This is a genomic window from gamma proteobacterium symbiont of Scutellera amethystina (assembly GCF_059730845.1).
Window position 1 is genome coordinate 1033355 of the sequence record NZ_AP035935.1, and the last position, 15493, is coordinate 1048847.

General features: G+C 55.4%; 14 protein-coding genes and 5 tRNA genes. 17 read left to right on the plus strand and 2 right to left on the minus strand.

From position 1 onward, the window contains the following. Positions 1-27 precede the first annotated feature (27 nt). From tam to luxS, 15 genes are all read left to right on the plus strand, one after another. Positions 28-804 (plus strand): trans-aconitate 2-methyltransferase, encoded by a 777-nt coding sequence (tam, locus tag AC6I79_RS04635; protein WP_021507335.1) that lies wholly within the window; start codon positions 28-30, stop codon positions 802-804. Between the two features lie 102 nt (positions 805-906). Then, positions 907-1401 (plus strand): nicotinamide-nucleotide amidase, encoded by a 495-nt coding sequence (pncC, locus tag AC6I79_RS04640; protein WP_010616727.1) that lies wholly within the window; start codon positions 907-909, stop codon positions 1399-1401. Positions 1402-1494: 93 nt separating this feature from the next. Beyond that, positions 1495-2565, plus strand: coding sequence for a recombinase RecA (gene recA, locus AC6I79_RS04645; RefSeq protein ID WP_021507334.1), 1071 nt, complete (start codon positions 1495-1497; stop codon positions 2563-2565). Positions 2566-2672: 107 nt separating this feature from the next. After that, entirely contained in the window at positions 2673-3188 is a 516-nt protein-coding gene (locus tag AC6I79_RS04650; RefSeq protein ID WP_031279677.1) for a regulatory protein RecX, read from the plus strand. Between the two features lie 135 nt (positions 3189-3323). Continuing rightward, positions 3324-5951: an alanine--tRNA ligase gene (gene alaS / locus AC6I79_RS04655; RefSeq protein ID WP_498027597.1), complete on the plus strand. Its 2628-nt coding sequence runs from the start codon at positions 3324-3326 to the stop codon at positions 5949-5951. A 249-nt stretch (positions 5952-6200) separates the two neighbouring features. After that, positions 6201-6386, plus strand: coding sequence for a carbon storage regulator CsrA (gene csrA, locus AC6I79_RS04660; RefSeq protein ID WP_021314278.1), 186 nt, complete (start codon positions 6201-6203; stop codon positions 6384-6386). Positions 6387-6693: 307 nt separating this feature from the next. After that, positions 6694-6786, plus strand: a tRNA-Ser gene (locus AC6I79_RS04665). A gap of 9 nt (positions 6787-6795) precedes the next feature. Beyond that, positions 6796-6872: transfer RNA gene (locus AC6I79_RS04670), tRNA-Arg, on the plus strand. Positions 6873-7105: 233 nt separating this feature from the next. Next, positions 7106-7182, plus strand: a tRNA-Arg gene (locus AC6I79_RS04675). A gap of 192 nt (positions 7183-7374) precedes the next feature. Further along, positions 7375-7451, plus strand: a tRNA-Arg gene (locus AC6I79_RS04680). Between the two features lie 189 nt (positions 7452-7640). Further along, positions 7641-7717, plus strand: a tRNA-Arg gene (locus AC6I79_RS04685). A gap of 403 nt (positions 7718-8120) precedes the next feature. After that, positions 8121-8687, plus strand: a complete 567-nt coding sequence (gene yqaB / locus AC6I79_RS04690) for a fructose-1-phosphate/6-phosphogluconate phosphatase (protein WP_021507331.1) — start codon at positions 8121-8123, stop codon at positions 8685-8687. Next, the gene (locus AC6I79_RS04695) at positions 8684-9112 is read left to right on the plus strand and encodes a YqaA family protein (protein WP_021507330.1); all 429 of its coding nucleotides are present in this window, start codon (positions 8684-8686) and stop codon (positions 9110-9112) included. The genes yqaB and AC6I79_RS04695 overlap by 4 nt, the downstream gene beginning before the upstream one ends. A gap of 31 nt (positions 9113-9143) precedes the next feature. Next, complete coding sequence (gene gshA / locus AC6I79_RS04700) at positions 9144-10748, plus strand: glutamate--cysteine ligase (protein ID WP_021507329.1); 1605 nt, start codon at positions 9144-9146, stop codon at positions 10746-10748. Positions 10749-10898: 150 nt separating this feature from the next. Beyond that, positions 10899-11414, plus strand: a complete 516-nt coding sequence (gene luxS, locus AC6I79_RS04705) for an S-ribosylhomocysteine lyase (RefSeq protein ID WP_010617126.1) — start codon at positions 10899-10901, stop codon at positions 11412-11414. 57 nt (positions 11415-11471) lie between these two features. On the opposite strand, the gene AC6I79_RS04710 is transcribed toward luxS, so the two are convergent. Beyond that, positions 11472-12758, minus strand: coding sequence for an HlyC/CorC family transporter (locus AC6I79_RS04710; protein WP_021507328.1), 1287 nt, complete (start codon positions 12756-12758; stop codon positions 11472-11474). Positions 12759-12771: 13 nt separating this feature from the next. Next, positions 12772-13566, minus strand: a complete 795-nt coding sequence (locus tag AC6I79_RS04715) for a cytochrome C assembly family protein (protein WP_010617128.1) — start codon at positions 13564-13566, stop codon at positions 12772-12774. Between the two features lie 166 nt (positions 13567-13732). Here AC6I79_RS04715 and ffh point away from each other — a divergent pair, with 166 nt between their 5' ends. Then, complete coding sequence (ffh, locus tag AC6I79_RS04720) at positions 13733-15094, plus strand: signal recognition particle protein (protein WP_021507327.1); 1362 nt, start codon at positions 13733-13735, stop codon at positions 15092-15094. A 142-nt stretch (positions 15095-15236) separates the two neighbouring features. Continuing rightward, positions 15237-15485, plus strand: a complete 249-nt coding sequence (rpsP, locus tag AC6I79_RS04725) for a 30S ribosomal protein S16 (protein WP_007893313.1) — start codon at positions 15237-15239, stop codon at positions 15483-15485. Positions 15486-15493: the final 8 nt, after the last annotated feature.

A 15493-nucleotide genomic window follows, 5' to 3' on the forward strand; every position in this document is an offset into this window, starting at 1 on the left:
CTCTTCCACACAGACAGGAGCGTTGCTATGCAAGACTGGAATCCCCAGCTGTATCGTCAGTTTGAATCTGAGCGTACGCGTCCGGCACAGGAGTTGCTGGCGCGTATTCCCGTCAACGAGGTGCGCTTTGCTACGGACCTGGGATGTGGCCCGGGCAACAGCACGGAACTGCTGGCGCACGCCTGGCCGCAGGCACACATCACCGGTATCGACAGCTCTGAGGCGATGCTGGAACAGGCGCGGCAACGCCTGCCGGACTGTGACTTTCGTCAGGCCGATATCCGCAGCTGGCAGCCTGAGCAGCCGCAACAGGTCATTTATGCCAACGCGTCGCTGCAATGGCTGACCGACCACGAAACCTTGTTGCCGCATCTGGTAAACCAGCTGGCACCGGGCGGTGCACTGGGGGTGCAAATGCCGGATAACCTGCAGGAGCCGTCGCATCGTCTGATGCGTGAGGTGGCCGCCAGCTCACGCTGGCAGGCGCATATTTCGCCTCAGGCGGCAGAGCGCAAACGCCTGCTGAGCAGCGATCGCTACTATGATTTATTAAGCGATGCAGGCTGTCAGGTCGATATCTGGCGCACCACTTACTATCATCCGATGGCTGATGCGCAGGCGATTATCAGCTGGTTGCGTGCCACCGGGCTGCGTCCGTTCCTTGCCGCGCTGGATGAGGCGCAGCAGGCGGACTTTTTAGACGACTATCATCAGGCGCTGCTGCCCGCTTACCCGACGCGCAGTAATGGACAGGTTTTGCTGGCCTTTCCGCGTTTATTTATGGTGGCGGTGAAAATGCGCTGAGCTCACCGGAACGCAGCGCGCAAAATGCGACGGCGGCGGTTGAAAAGGGCTTGTCGCCGCACCATTTACTGCTAACGTGAAGCGCCACAACAGGAGAAGGCGATGAACGACGAACAACTTCAGCAGCTCAGCCGCCGTATTGGCGAACAGCTCAGGCATCGTCAGGCGACGGTGACGGCGGCGGAGTCCTGTACCGGCGGCTGGATTGCCAAGGTATTTACCGACATTAGCGGCAGTTCGGCGTGGTTTGAGCGCGGCTTTGTTACCTACAGCAATGAGGCCAAGCAGCAGATGGTTGGCGTGCAGGCGGCGACGCTGGCGCAGCACGGTGCCGTCAGTGAGCAAACGGTACGCGAAATGGTGACCGGCGCCTGTGCCGCGGCCGGCGCTGGCTACGGTATTGCGGTGAGCGGCATCGCCGGACCGGATGGCGGCACGGCAGAAAAGCCGGTCGGTACCGTCTGGTTTGCGCTGGCGGGTCCGGAGGGCCGCGTGCTGGCACAGCGCCAGCAGTTTACCGGCGATCGCGATGCTGTCCGGCGTCAGTCAGTCAGCTGGGCGCTGCAGGCGCTGCTGGATGAATTTCTGACAAATTAAACTTGATACTGTATGACTATACAGTATAATTAGCGGCAACAGAACGAGCAGGCATACACGGTGCCCGCTCACCCGGCATGATTAGGAGTGGAAATGGCGATTGACGAGAACAAACAGAAGGCTTTAGCTGCCGCGCTGGGCCAGATTGAGAAACAATTTGGTAAAGGCTCCATCATGCGCCTGGGTGAAGACCGCTCGATGGATGTTGAAACCATCTCTACCGGCTCCCTGTCGCTGGACATCGCGCTGGGCGCGGGTGGCCTGCCAATGGGCCGTATCGTTGAGATTTACGGACCTGAGTCCTCCGGTAAAACCACGCTGACCCTGCAGGTCATTGCTGCTGCGCAGCGTAAAGGCAAAACCTGTGCCTTTATCGATGCCGAGCACGCGCTGGATCCGGTATACGCCAAGAAACTGGGCGTCGACATTGATAACCTGCTGTGTTCGCAGCCGGATACCGGTGAGCAGGCGCTGGAGATCTGTGATGCGCTGGCCCGTTCGGGTGCGGTAGACGTGATCATCGTTGACTCCGTGGCGGCGCTGACGCCGAAAGCGGAAATCGAAGGTGAAATCGGTGATTCGCACATGGGTCTGGCTGCGCGTATGATGAGCCAGGCGATGCGTAAACTGGCGGGTAACCTTAAGCAGTCCAACACGCTGCTGATCTTCATCAACCAGATTCGTATGAAGATTGGTGTGATGTTCGGTAACCCGGAAACTACCACCGGTGGTAACGCCCTGAAGTTCTACGCCTCCGTGCGTCTGGATATCCGCCGTATCGGCGCCATTAAAGAGGGCGACGAAGTGGTGGGGAGCGAAACCCGCGTTAAAGTGGTGAAGAACAAAGTGGCAGCACCGTTTAAGCAGGCTGAGTTCCAGATCATGTACGGTGAAGGCATCAACACCTTCGGCGAGCTGGTTGACCTCGGCGTGAAGCACAAACTGGTGGAAAAAGCCGGTGCGTGGTACAGCTACAACGGCGATAAAATCGGCCAGGGTAAAGCGAACGCTACCAACTTCCTCAAAGAGAATCCGGCGATTGCCAATGAGCTCGACGTTAAGCTGCGTGACATGCTGCTGACCGGTGCGACGGCGGAAGCGGCGACAGCGGATAGCGCGGCTGATAAATACGAAGAAGCCAGCGAAACCAACGAAGATTTCTAACCATACCCACGGGAGCAGCAATGCTCCCGTTTTGCTTTTTCCCGCCCGTGCTTTTCCTCTCTGCCTTCTTGCTTTACCCTGCGCAACAGTCACAACAAGGTAATCCTATGTCATCGACCTCATCACAGGCTCCGGAGCCAACCTTTTCCCGGGTACTCGATCGTGCCATGCGTATTTTGTCGCAGCGCGACCATAGCCGCGACGAGCTGAAACGCAAACTGCAGCTGAACAATCAGCGTGCGGCCTGGCTGCAGCAACAGGAGAGCCAGCCGATACCGGAAGCGCTGCTGGAGAAAGTGCTCGACTGGTGTCAGGAGAATGGCTGGCTCAACGACCAGCGTTTTACCGAACGCTTTATTCAGAGTCGCGCGCGCAAAGGCTATGGTCCACAGCGGGTGCGCATGGAGCTGCAGCAAAAAGGCATCGACCGCGGTGAGATCAACCAGGCGCTGTTCGATAGCGAGGTTGACTGGAGCCAGTGCGCGGCCGAGGTCGCTAAACGTAAATTCGGCGAACCGCTGCCGCAAAGCTGGGCGGAAAAAAGCAAAGTCCAGCGCTTTCTGATGTCGAAAGGCTTTATGATGGAAGACATTCAGGCGATTTTCAGAAATATTGACGACTGAAAGGCGATGGGATTTTACTTCCCATTGAAGAAAATTTATCTTATTCCCACTTTTTGTTCCTCAGTCAGTGGCGGGCCGGGCGCATGCGGTTTGCCAGCGAAAGGGAACGTTCGTTAGCGTGATTCCAGGAATTTTATGAGCAAGAGCACTGCTGAGATCCGTCAAGCGTTTCTCGACTTTTTTCATAGCAAGGGACATCAGGTTGTAGCCAGCAGCTCCCTCGTACCAAACAACGATCCGACGTTGCTGTTTACTAACGCCGGCATGGTGCAATTTAAAGACGTTTTCCTAGGTCAGGACAAGCGCGATTATTCGCGTGCCACCACGTCGCAGCGCTGCGTGCGTGCCGGCGGTAAGCACAATGACCTGGAAAACGTCGGCTACACCGCGCGTCACCACACCTTCTTTGAAATGCTGGGCAACTTCAGCTTTGGCGACTACTTCAAGAAAGAAGCCATTGCCTACGCCTGGGAACTGCTGACGGGCGAGCAGTGGTTTAAGCTGCCGAAAGAGCGTCTGTGGGTAACCGTATACGAAACCGATGACGAAGCCTTTGAAATCTGGGCCAATGATATCGGCGTACCGAGCGAACGTATTATCCGCATTGGCGATAATAAAGGCGGTGCTTACGCCTCTGACAACTTCTGGCAGATGGGTGACACCGGCCCTTGCGGTCCGTGCACCGAAATCTTCTACGATCACGGCGACCACATCTGGGGCGGCCCTCCGGGCAGTCCGGAAGAGGATGGCGATCGCTATATCGAAATCTGGAACATCGTGTTCATGCAGTTCAACCGTCAGGCCGACGGCACCATGCAGCCACTGCCGAAACCGTCGGTGGATACCGGTATGGGCCTTGAGCGTATCGCCGCGGTACTGCAGCATGTGAACTCCAACTATGAAATCGATCTGTTCGCGAAGTTGATTAACGCGGTGGCGCAGGTAACCGGCGCCACCGATCTGAACAACAAATCACTGCGCGTGATCGCCGACCACATCCGTTCATGCGCCTTCCTGATTGCCGATGGTGTCATCCCGTCGAATGAAAACCGTGGCTATGTGCTGCGTCGCATCATTCGTCGCGCGGTGCGTCATGGCAACATGCTGGGCGCGAAAGAAGCCTTCTTCTACAAACTGGTGGCTCCGCTGATCGAGGTGATGGGCGCAGCAGGTGAGGACCTCAAACGTCAGCAGAAGCACGTTGAGAACGCCCTGAAAAATGAAGAAGAGCAGTTTGCTAAAACGCTGGAGCGTGGCCTGGCACTGCTGGACGACGAGCTGGCGAAGCTAAAAGGCGACACCCTCGACGGCGAAACGGTTTTCCGTCTGTATGACACCTTCGGCTTCCCGGCGGACCTGACTGCTGACGTATGCCGTGAGCGCAATCTGAAGATTGACGAAGCGGGCTTTGAAGCGGCGATGGAGCAGCAGCGTCAGCGTGCGCGTGAAGCCAGCGGCTTCGGTACCGATTACAACACGGTTATCCGCTTTGATACGCCGACTCAATTCAAAGGTTACGACCACCTCTCGCTCGAGGCGACGGTGCAGGCGCTGTTTGTGGACGGCCAGCAGGTTGAGCAGGTGGCTGCAGGGCAGGATGCGGTGGTGATTCTGGATCAGACCCCGTTCTACGGTGAGTCTGGCGGCCAGGTGGGCGATACCGGCACCCTGACCGGGCAAAATGCTGAATTTAGCGTGCAGGATACGCAAAAATATGGCAAAGCCTTTGGTCATATCGGTAAGCTACGCCAGGGTCAGCTGCGGGTGGGCGATCGCCTGCAGGCGCAGGTCGATGAAGTGCGTCGTTCGCGCATCATCCTTAACCACTCCGCGACGCATCTGATGCACGAAGCGTTGCGCGAAGTGCTGGGCGATCACGTTGGCCAGAAAGGCTCGCTTAACAACGACAAGTACCTGCGTTTTGACTTCTCACACGGCGAAGCCATGAAGCCGCAGCAGATTCGTGCGGTTGAGGATATCGTTAACGCCCAGATTCGCCGCAACCTGCCTATCACCACTAACGTGATGGACCTGGAAGAGGCGAAAGCGCTGGGCGCCACCGCGCTGTTCGGTGAAAAGTACGATCAGCGTGTGCGCGTGGTCAGCATGGGCGAGTACTCCATTGAGCTGTGTGGCGGTACGCACGCGGCCCGTACCGGTGACATCGGCCTGTTCCGCATTCAGGGCGAAGCCGGCACGGCGGCGGGTATTCGCCGTATCGAAGCGGTGACCGGTGAAGCCGCGATTGCACAACTGCATGCGCAGAGCGATCAGCTAACCGACATTGCTCAGGTGGTGAAAGCCAACCACAGTAATCTGAACGAGAAAGTGCGCGGACTGGTAGAAAACGTGCGTGCGCTGGAGAAAGAGCTGCAACAGCTACGCGATCAGCAAGCGGCGCAGGAAAGCGCTTCACTGAGTAGCAAAGCGGTTGAGGTGAAGGGCGCGAAACTGCTGGTAAGCGAACTCAGCAATGTCGAGCCAAAAATGCTGCGCACGATGGTGGACGATCTGAAAAATCAGCTTGGTTCTGCTGTCATCGTACTGGCAACCGTTGCAGAAGGTAAGGTGTCGCTGATTGCTGGCGTCACCAAAGATCTGACCGATCGGGTGAAGGCCGGTGAGCTGATTGGCGAACTGGCTGCGCAGGTCGGCGGTAAAGGCGGCGGGCGTCCGGACCTGGCGCAGGCTGGCGGAACCGACGCCCAGGCACTTTCTGGCGCGCTGGCTGGCGTGCCGGAGTGGGTGAGTAACCGGCTGTAACGAAATAAAATTAAGCATCGTGAAGAGCGCCAGGAACATCTGTTTCGGCGCTTTTTAACGCGGTGTGCACCAGGTAATGACAAAGTCCGGTTGATGTAGTGTATTTCGGCTAAACTAACTATCAGCAGAATGTATTGGCATGGCAGAACACAATGGTGTATTTGTCATAGGCATTGTTCAGCGTTATATGATGGATATGGCCGGGAGACCGAACAGGCCCGACTCTTTTAATCTTTCAAGGAGCAAAGAATGCTTATTCTAACTCGTCGAGTTGGTGAAACCCTCATGATTGGTGATGAGGTAACTGTAACGGTGCTGGGTGTTAAGGGTAACCAGGTCCGCATAGGCGTAAACGCGCCAAAAGAAGTGTCGGTTCACCGTGAAGAAATCTATCAGCGCATCCAGGCTGAAAAAACACAGAGTACACCTCAATAACGTATTCAGTGCCTCGCTGTGTGGCGAGGCGCTACCGCTTCTCTTCCTCCCGTCGTTATTTTTATCCGTTCACGCTCTGCTGTTTTTTCCGCGAATTATGTCGGCTGCCGCACGCTTTTACTGTTGATAAATCACTCTTTTTGTCGGCAAAATATGCGGATTGCACGTCATTTGCGCAATCAAACCTGAATCGGTAAAAAGTCGGGAAAAATTGTTTGACTTATAAGTCCGGGAAAGTAATATGTGCGCCACGCAGTGCCGATGAGCGGAAACAAAGTTCAAAAGCACGGTTCGCAAGAACGCGTAAGGTGAGGTGGCCGAGAGGCTGAAGGCGCTCCCCTGCTAAGGGAGTATGCGGTCAAAAGCTGCATCCGGGGTTCGAATCCCCGCCTCACCGCCATTTTCCGATGCATCCATAGCTCAGCTGGATAGAGTACTCGGCTACGAACCGAGCGGTCGGAGGTTCGAATCCTCCTGGATGCACCATCTTTTTCAGGATGGAAAGTGCCTCAGTGTGTCATGAAGCGATAAGCTTTCAGGGCGTACTAAGGAGGATAACGTTGCTTCAGCAACGGCCCGCAGGGTGAGGCGCAAGCCGAATAATCCTCCTGGATGCACCATTTTCGGATATGGTATTTACTTCAGAGTAGTAAGAGTGAACGAGTAGTTCCTTTCATGGTGAGTTGTTAGCACCCTGCGTTGTACAAGAATCATTTAATGCATCCATAGCTCAGCTGGATAGAGTACTCGGCTACGAACCGAGCGGTCGGAGGTTCGAATCCTCCTGGATGCACCATCTTCTCCGAGATGGAAAGTGCCTCAGTGTGTCATGATGCGATAATCGTTCAGGACGTGCTAAGGAGGATAACGTTGCTTTAGCAACGGCCCGTAGGGTGAGGCGCAAGCCGAATAATCCTCCTGGATGCACCATTCTTTGTATCATTCCCAGGTTGATTTCAGTCAGTCCATCGTAAGAAAATCTCTCAATGCATCCATAGCTCAGCTGGATAGAGTACTCGGCTACGAACCGAGCGGTCGGAGGTTCGAATCCTCCTGGATGCACCATCTTCTCCGAGATGGAAAGTGCCTCAGTGTGTCATGATGCGATAATCGTTCAGGACGTGCTAAGGAGGATAACGTTGCTTCAGCAACGGCCCGAAGGGTGAGGCGCCAGCCGAATAATCCTCCTGGATGCACCATTCTCTATGTTATTCTCAAGTCTATTCAGTATGTTCATCGAAAGAAAATCTCATTGCATCCATAGCTCAGCTGGATAGAGTACTCGGCTACGAACCGAGCGGTCGGAGGTTCGAATCCTCCTGGATGCACCATCTTCTGCAAGATGGAAAGTGCCTCAGTGTGTCATGATGCGATAATCGTTCAGGACGTACTAAGGAGGATAACGTTGCTTCAGCAACGGCCCGCAGGGTGAGGCGCCAGCCGAATCATCCTCCTGGATGCACCATCAAATAAAAAGCAAACTGCCCTTGTGCGCTGTTCCGCTTCATTCTGACCCGATTCAACATCCGCATTCCGAAAGATTTTCTCACGCGCCGTCTCCATCAAAAAATCACTGCATTTACCGCCATTTATCGCCGGTCGCGCGCTCTGACCTTATTCTGAAAACGAAAATTGCTAATGCTTTCAAAGCATTTGCGGTTAAGCCTGCCTGGCGACAACCTGAGCGCATTACGCTAAAGTAATGGCTCATTTTGTGGTGTTAATGGAGTCACAATGTACGACCACTATGACGCCCTGATTTTCGATATGGACGGCACCATTCTTGATACCGAGCCGACACATCGAAAAGCCTGGCAGCAGGTGCTGAGCCGCTATGGTTTCACCATGGACGAAGCAAAGATGGTGGCATTCAACGGGGCACCCACCTGGCAACTGGCCCGCTACATTCTGGAACAGAATCAGGCGCAGCACGATCCGCATCAGCTGGCGGCAGAGAAAACGGCGGCATTGAAAGCGATACTGCTCGAAGACATACGTCCGCTGCCGCTGATGCAGGTGGTCAAAGCCTATCACGGTCGCCGTCCGATGGCGGTTGGCACCGGCAGCGAACACAGCTTAGCCAAAGCGCTGCTGGAAGCGCTCAACGTTTATCATCTGTTTGATGCGGTAGTCGGGGCGGACGATGTCCAGCGTCATAAGCCGCAGCCTGATACCTTCTTACGCTGTGCAGAGCTGATGGGCGTTGCGCCTGCGCGCTGCGTGGTATTCGAGGATGCTGACTTTGGCGTGCAGGCAGCTAAAGCGGCGGGCATGGATGTGGTTGATGTCCGTTTACTGTGAATGAATTTCTGACGTATGGATCGTTATTCGGCAGTAGCTTTCTGAGTGCAACGCTGCTTCCGGGCAGCTCAGAAGCGGTGCTGATTGCGTTATTGATCGCCCAGAAAGGGTCGGTCTATGGATTGTTACTGGCTGCATCAGTGGGAAACACGCTGGGCGGCCTGACCAACATTCTTCTTGGTCGCCTGATGCCAGCAACAGGGCAGGGGCGATGGCACGACACAGCAATGACGTGGCTACAACGATGGGGACCCGCAGCGCTGCTGTTTAGCTGGCTGCCAGTGGTGGGCGATTTACTCTGCGTGCTCGCAGGGTGGTTGCGCTTCTCCTGGCTGCCCTGCGTGCTGTTTCTCGCCCTGGGTAAAACGCTGCGTTATATCGTTATCGCGACCGCCACTTTACAAGGTATGCAATGGTGGCATTGATTCGCACAGATTCGAGGCTACGGTTAACATTATGCTGAACAAAAATAAATTATTCACACAGCGGGAGGTTAATGTGATCCCGGACGTATCAAAAGCGCTCTCCTGGCTGGAAGCGCATCCCGACGCGTTAAAGGGTATCGGCCGTGGCATTGAGCGTGAAACACTCCGCGTCCAGCCGAATGGTCATCTGGCTACCACTGGCCACCCTGAATCGCTGGGTTCAGCGCTGAAGCACGACTGGATTACCACCGATTTTGCTGAAACGCTGCTGGAGTTCATCACCCCGGTGGATCAGAACATCGATCGCTCCCTGGCGTTTCTGCGCGACATCCACCGTCACGTGGCGCGCGAGCTGGGCGACGAGCGCATGTGGCCGTTCAGTATGCCGGGCTATGTTGAAGATGTGGACAACATTGAGCTGGCGCAGTACGGCAGCTCCAATATCGGCAAAATGAAAACCCTGTATCGTCAGGGGCTGAAAAACCGCTACAGCGCGCTGATGCAGATTATTTCTGGCGTGCACTATAACTTCTCGCTGCCACTGTCGTTCTGGCAGGAGTGGGCGGATGTCAAAGACGCGGAGAGCGGCAAAGAGACCATCTCGGCGGGCTATCTGCGCCTGATTCGCAACTACTATCGCTACGGCTGGGTGATTCCTTATCTGTTTGGCGCTTCGCCAGCCATCTGCTCTTCCTTCCTGCAGGGACGGGAAAGTAAGCTGCCGTTCGAAACCAACGGCGAAGGAACATTGTGGCTGCCGTATGCCACTTCGCTGCGCCTGAGTGATTTGGGCTACACCAATAAATCACAAAGCGGGCTGGGTATTACTTTCAACTCGCTGGAAGGGTATGTCGCTGCGCTGAAAGCGGCGATCAAAACGCCGTCTGCCGAATATGCGGCGATGGGCACCAAAGACGCGGAAGGCAACTGGCTGCAGCTCAATACCAACGTGCTGCAAATCGAGAACGAACTGTACGCACCGATTCGTCCGAAACGCGTGACCCGCTCGGGTGAGGCGCCGTCCGATGCGCTGCTGCGCGGCGGCATTGAGTACATTGAAGTGCGTTCGCTGGACATCAACCCGTTCTCTGCCATCGGTGTGGATGCCGATCAGGCGCGCTTCCTCGATCTGTTCCTGATTTGGTGTACGCTGGCCGATGCGCCGGAGATGAGCGCAGATGAGCTGCTGTGCAGCCGGAAAAACTGGAACCGCGTGGTGCTGGAAGGGCGCAAGCCAGGTCAGGTGATCGGCGTGGGCTGCAGTGATACGGAACATCTGCTGGTTGATGTCGGTAAAGCGCTGTTTGCCGATCTGCGCCGGGTGGCTGAAGTGCTGGATAGCAACGACGGCAGCACGCAATATCAACAGGTTTGCGATCAACTGGTAGCGTCGTTTGACGATCCTGAGCTAACCTATTCGGCGCGCATTCTGCAAGCCATTAAAGAGCAGGGTTTGACCGGAGCCGGCGTAGCGCTGGCCGAGCAGTATCGTCATCTGCTGTGCGAAGAGCCGCTGGAAATTCTCACCGAAGCCGATTTTAGCCGTCAGGCGCAGGAGTCGGTGCTGAAACAGCAGCAGCTGGAGCAGAGTGATACACTGGATTTTGCCAGCTATCTGGCAGGTCGCGAAGGCTAGAAAAGAAAATGGCCACATCACTGTGGCCTAAATTAACATCTCTGTTGTCAGGGATGATGATAACAAATGCGCGTCTTTCATATATTCAGACGTTGGGCGAACAGAAAAGTTTCATCGTTTTAAAAAAAATCTCAAAACAGGAGGTGACGTATGCCACTACTGGATAGTTTTACTGTTGATCACACCATCATGGGCGCGCCAGCGGTACGCGTGGCGAAGACCATGAACACTCCGCATGGCGATACCATCACCGTTTTCGATCTGCGTTTCTGCCGTCCGAACATCGACATCCTGACCGAACGCGGCATCCACACGCTGGAGCACCTGTTCGCGGGCTTCATGCGTAACCACCTCAACGGTGACGGCGTGGAAATCGTCGATATCTCACCGATGGGCTGCCGCACCGGCTTCTACATGAGCCTGATTGGTACGCCAGACGAGCAGCGCGTGGCAAAAGCGTGGAAAGGCGCGATGGAAGATGTGCTGAAGGTAAAAGATCAGAACCAGATTCCGGAACTGAACGAATACCAGTGCGGCAGCTACAAGCTGCACTCGCTGGACGAAGCGCAGCAGATTGCGCGCAACGTGCTGGCGCACGACATTGGCGTTAACCGCAATGAAGATCTGAAGCTGCCGGCAGAAAAGCTGAAAGAGCTGCAACTCTAGTTGCCGCTTCTGCCATAAAAAACGCCGCGATTATCGCGGCGTTTTGTTTTTGTCGTCTCAGGAACCGATGGACGCTTTCAGCGGCTGATGCGGCGTAATGCGCACCTGCTTCACCATGTTGTCCTGCACATCAAGAATATCAATGTCGTAATGGCCAACCTGTACTTGCGTGTCCATCTGCGGGATCTCTTCCAGCGCTTCCAGCAGCATACCGTTGATGGTGCGCGCTTCCTCTTCCGGCAGCGTCCAGTTGAACGCCTTATTGATTTCCCGCACGTTGGCGCTGCCTTCAATCAGCACCGAACCGTCGTTTTGCGGCATCACTTCTTCGGCCAGTGACGGTGACATAGAGGTGGTGAAGTCGCCGACGATCTCTTCCAGAATATCTTCGATGGTAACCAGTCCTTTGATGTCGCCGTACTCATCGATCACCAGCCCTACTTTCTTCTTATTGCGCTGGAATTTTACCAGCTGCACGTTAAGAGGCGTACCTTCCGGCACGTAGTAGATTTCATCGGCAGCGCGCAGCAGTCGCTCTTTATTGAACTCTTTTTTCTCGGCCATCATGCGCCACGCTTCGCGCACGCGCAGCATGCCGACGCTATCGTCCAGTGAGTCGCGGAACAGCACAATACGGCCATGCGGTGAGTTGCTTAGCTGACGCTCGATCGACTTCCACTCATCGTTGATATTGATGCCGACGATCTCATTGCGCGGCACCATGATGTCGTCAACGTTGACCTTCTCAAGGTCCAGTACCGACAGCAGCATGTCCTGGTTGCGGCGCGACATCAGCGAGCGGGATTCATACACGATGGTGCGCAGCTCTTCTTTGCTGAGGGCGGAGTTAATCGACCCTTCGGTCTTAATGCCCACCATGCGCATCAGAATGCGGGTAATGGTATTGAGCAGCCACACCAGCGGCAGCATCACGTACTGCAGCGGCGCCAGCAGAAAACTGCTGGGATACGCGACTTTTTCCGGATAAAGCGCCGCGACGGTTTTAGGCAGCACTTCGGCAAACACCAGCACCACGAAGGTCAGCACGCCAGTGGCGATGGCTACGCCGGCATCGCCGTACAGGCGCATACCGACAATGGTGCCGAGCGCCGAGGCGAGGATATTCACGAGGTTGTTGCCAATCAGCACCAGACTGATTAGCCGGTCGGGGCGACGCAGCAGTTTCTCAACGCGACGCGCGCTGCGGTTGCCGCTTTTGGCTTTGTGGCGCAGTTTGTAGCGGTTGAGCGTCATCATGCCGGTCTCTGAACCCGAGAAGTAGGCTGAGACCAGCACCATAATGATCAGCGTGATAATGAGCGTGGTGGTTGAAACATGTTCCAACGCAAAAATTCCTTTAGTGAGAGGTGAGCAGGTGCTGCAGAACGCGGCTGCCGAAATAGGCCATGGTCAGCAGCAGCGCACCGCCGCAGTTGAACCACACCACACGGCGACCGCGCCAGCCTTCATGATAGTGGCCCCACAGCAGCACGATGTAGACAAACCAGGCGATAATCGACAGCACCGCTTTATCAATGTTTTCCGGGCTGAACAGGTTATTCATAAAGAACAGGCCGGTGCACAACACCAGCGTCAGCAATACCACGCCAATCTGCGTGATGTGGAACATCTTACGCTCGATGCTGAGCAGCGGCGGCATATCCTGGGTGAACGTCAGCTTTTTGTTCTTTAACTGATAGTCGATCCACGCCAGCTGCAGCGCATACAGCGCCGCGATGATCAGCGTGGCATAGGCAAACAGCGACAGACCGATGTGCACCATCATGCCAGGCGTGGTCTCAAGATGGGTGATAAAGGCGTTTGGCACAAAGGTGGCGAAGGCCAGATTGATCAGCGCAAAACTGTAAACAATCGGCAGCAGCAGCCAGCCGCGATTGCGCGACGCAACGATAGTCATGATGGCACAGATCAGCAAACTGACCAGCGAACCAATATTCAGCAGGCTAAGGTTTTGTCCATTATCGACGGCAAATATGCGTTGCTGCAGCGCTACCGCATGGGCAATCAGCGCCACGCAGGCGGATAACACGGCAAAACGCCGCCAGCCGCTGTTGCGTTTCAGCAGGCTCGGAATGATCAATGCAAGACTGAGAGAGTAGGCGAACAGCGCCACGATCGCGAAAACGAACATAGATCCTTTCAGGTGTCGGTCAGATAAGGAAAAAAGCAGTATAGCGCCAGCGGCAGCAGGCTCCAAACGATCTCACGGTCAATTGCAGAGATCGGCCTGGCTTCGTGTTATAATCCGCCGCATTGTGTCGCCCTGGCGGCCTCGCTACGCTATTAAGTGAGAGAGCATGTTTGATAATTTAACCGATCGTTTGTCGCAAACCCTGCGCAATATCAGTGGCCGCGGAAGGCTGACCGAAGACAACATCAAAGATACGCTGCGCGAAGTGCGTATGGCGCTGCTGGAGGCCGACGTTGCGCTGCCGGTAGTGCGCGATTTCATTAACCGCGTGAAAGAAGCCGCGGTGGGGCAGGATGTAAACAAAAGCCTGACGCCGGGTCAGGAGTTTATCAAAATCGTGCGCAACGAACTGGTTGCGGCGATGGGGGCCGAAAATAACGCGCTGAACCTTAATGCTCAGCCGCCGGCCGTGGTGCTGATGGCGGGCCTGCAGGGTGCCGGTAAAACCACCAGCGTCGGTAAGCTTGGTAAATTCCTGCGCGAAAAGCATAAGAAAAAGGTGCTGGTGGTGTCTGCGGACGTCTACCGCCCGGCGGCGATCAAACAGCTGGAAACCCTGGCGCAGCAGGTTGGCGTGGATTTCTGTCCGTCCGACCTCAGCCAGAAGCCGGTGGATATCGTTAACAATGCGCTGAAAGAAGCCCGTCTGCAGTTCTACGATGTGCTGCTGGTGGATACCGCCGGTCGTCTGCACGTTGACGAAGCGATGATGGATGAGATCAAACAGGTGCACGCCGCGATCAATCCGGTTGAAACGCTGTTTGTCGTCGATGCCATGACCGGCCAGGATGCCGCCAATACCGCGAAAGCGTTCAACGAAGCGCTGCCGCTCACCGGTGTGATCCTGACCAAAGTTGACGGCGATGCGCGCGGCGGTGCGGCGCTGTCGATTCGTCACATCACTGGCAAGCCAATCAAATTCATGGGGATGGGCGAGAAGACCGATGCGCTGGAAGCGTTCTATCCGGACCGTATTGCATCGCGCATTCTCGGCATGGGCGACGTGCTGTCGCTGATTGAAGATATCGAGAGCAAAGTTGACCGCGAGCAGGCGGAAAAGCTGGCGAAGAAGCTGAAAACCGGCGACGGTTTCGATCTCAACGACTTCCTGGAGCAGCTTAAGCAGATGCGCAACATGGGCGGCATGGCCAGCCTGATGGGCAAACTGCCGGGCATGGGCCAGCTGCCGGATAACGTTAAATCGCAGATGGATGACAAAGTGCTGGTGCGCATGGAAGCCATCATCAATTCGATGACGCGCAAAGAGCGTGAGAAGCCAGAGATCATCAAAGGTTCGCGCAAGCGCCGTATCGCTACCGGTTCCGGTATGCAGGTGCAGGACGTCAACCGGCTGCTGAAGCAGTTTGATGATATGCAGCGCATGATGAAGAAAATGAAGAAGGGCGGCATGGCCAAAATGATGCGTGGCATGAAAGGCATGATGCCGCCAGGATTCCCCGGCCGCTAAGGCGACACAGCCCGAACCAGAAAAGTGAGACACTCAGGTTGCTTTTTGCGCCAAAATGAGTAAAATTTTCGGGCTTTTTATATTGCACCCGGGCCCCGTTCCTCGATGGGGCCCGGTTGTTTTATTAACTAAAGAGGATGTTATGGTAACCATTCGTTTGGCACGTCACGGCGCTAAAAAGCGTCCGTTCTATCAGGTCGTCGTCACTGACAGCCGCAATGCTCGCAACGGTCGTTTCATCGAGCGCGTAGGTTTCTTCAACCCGATCGCTTCTGGTCAGGCTGAAGGTCTGCGTCTGGATCTGGACCGTATTGAGCACTGGGTTGGCCAGGGCGCAACGCTTTCTGATCGCGTTAACGCGCTGATCAAAGAAGCAAAAAAAGCAGCTTAATCTGTCAC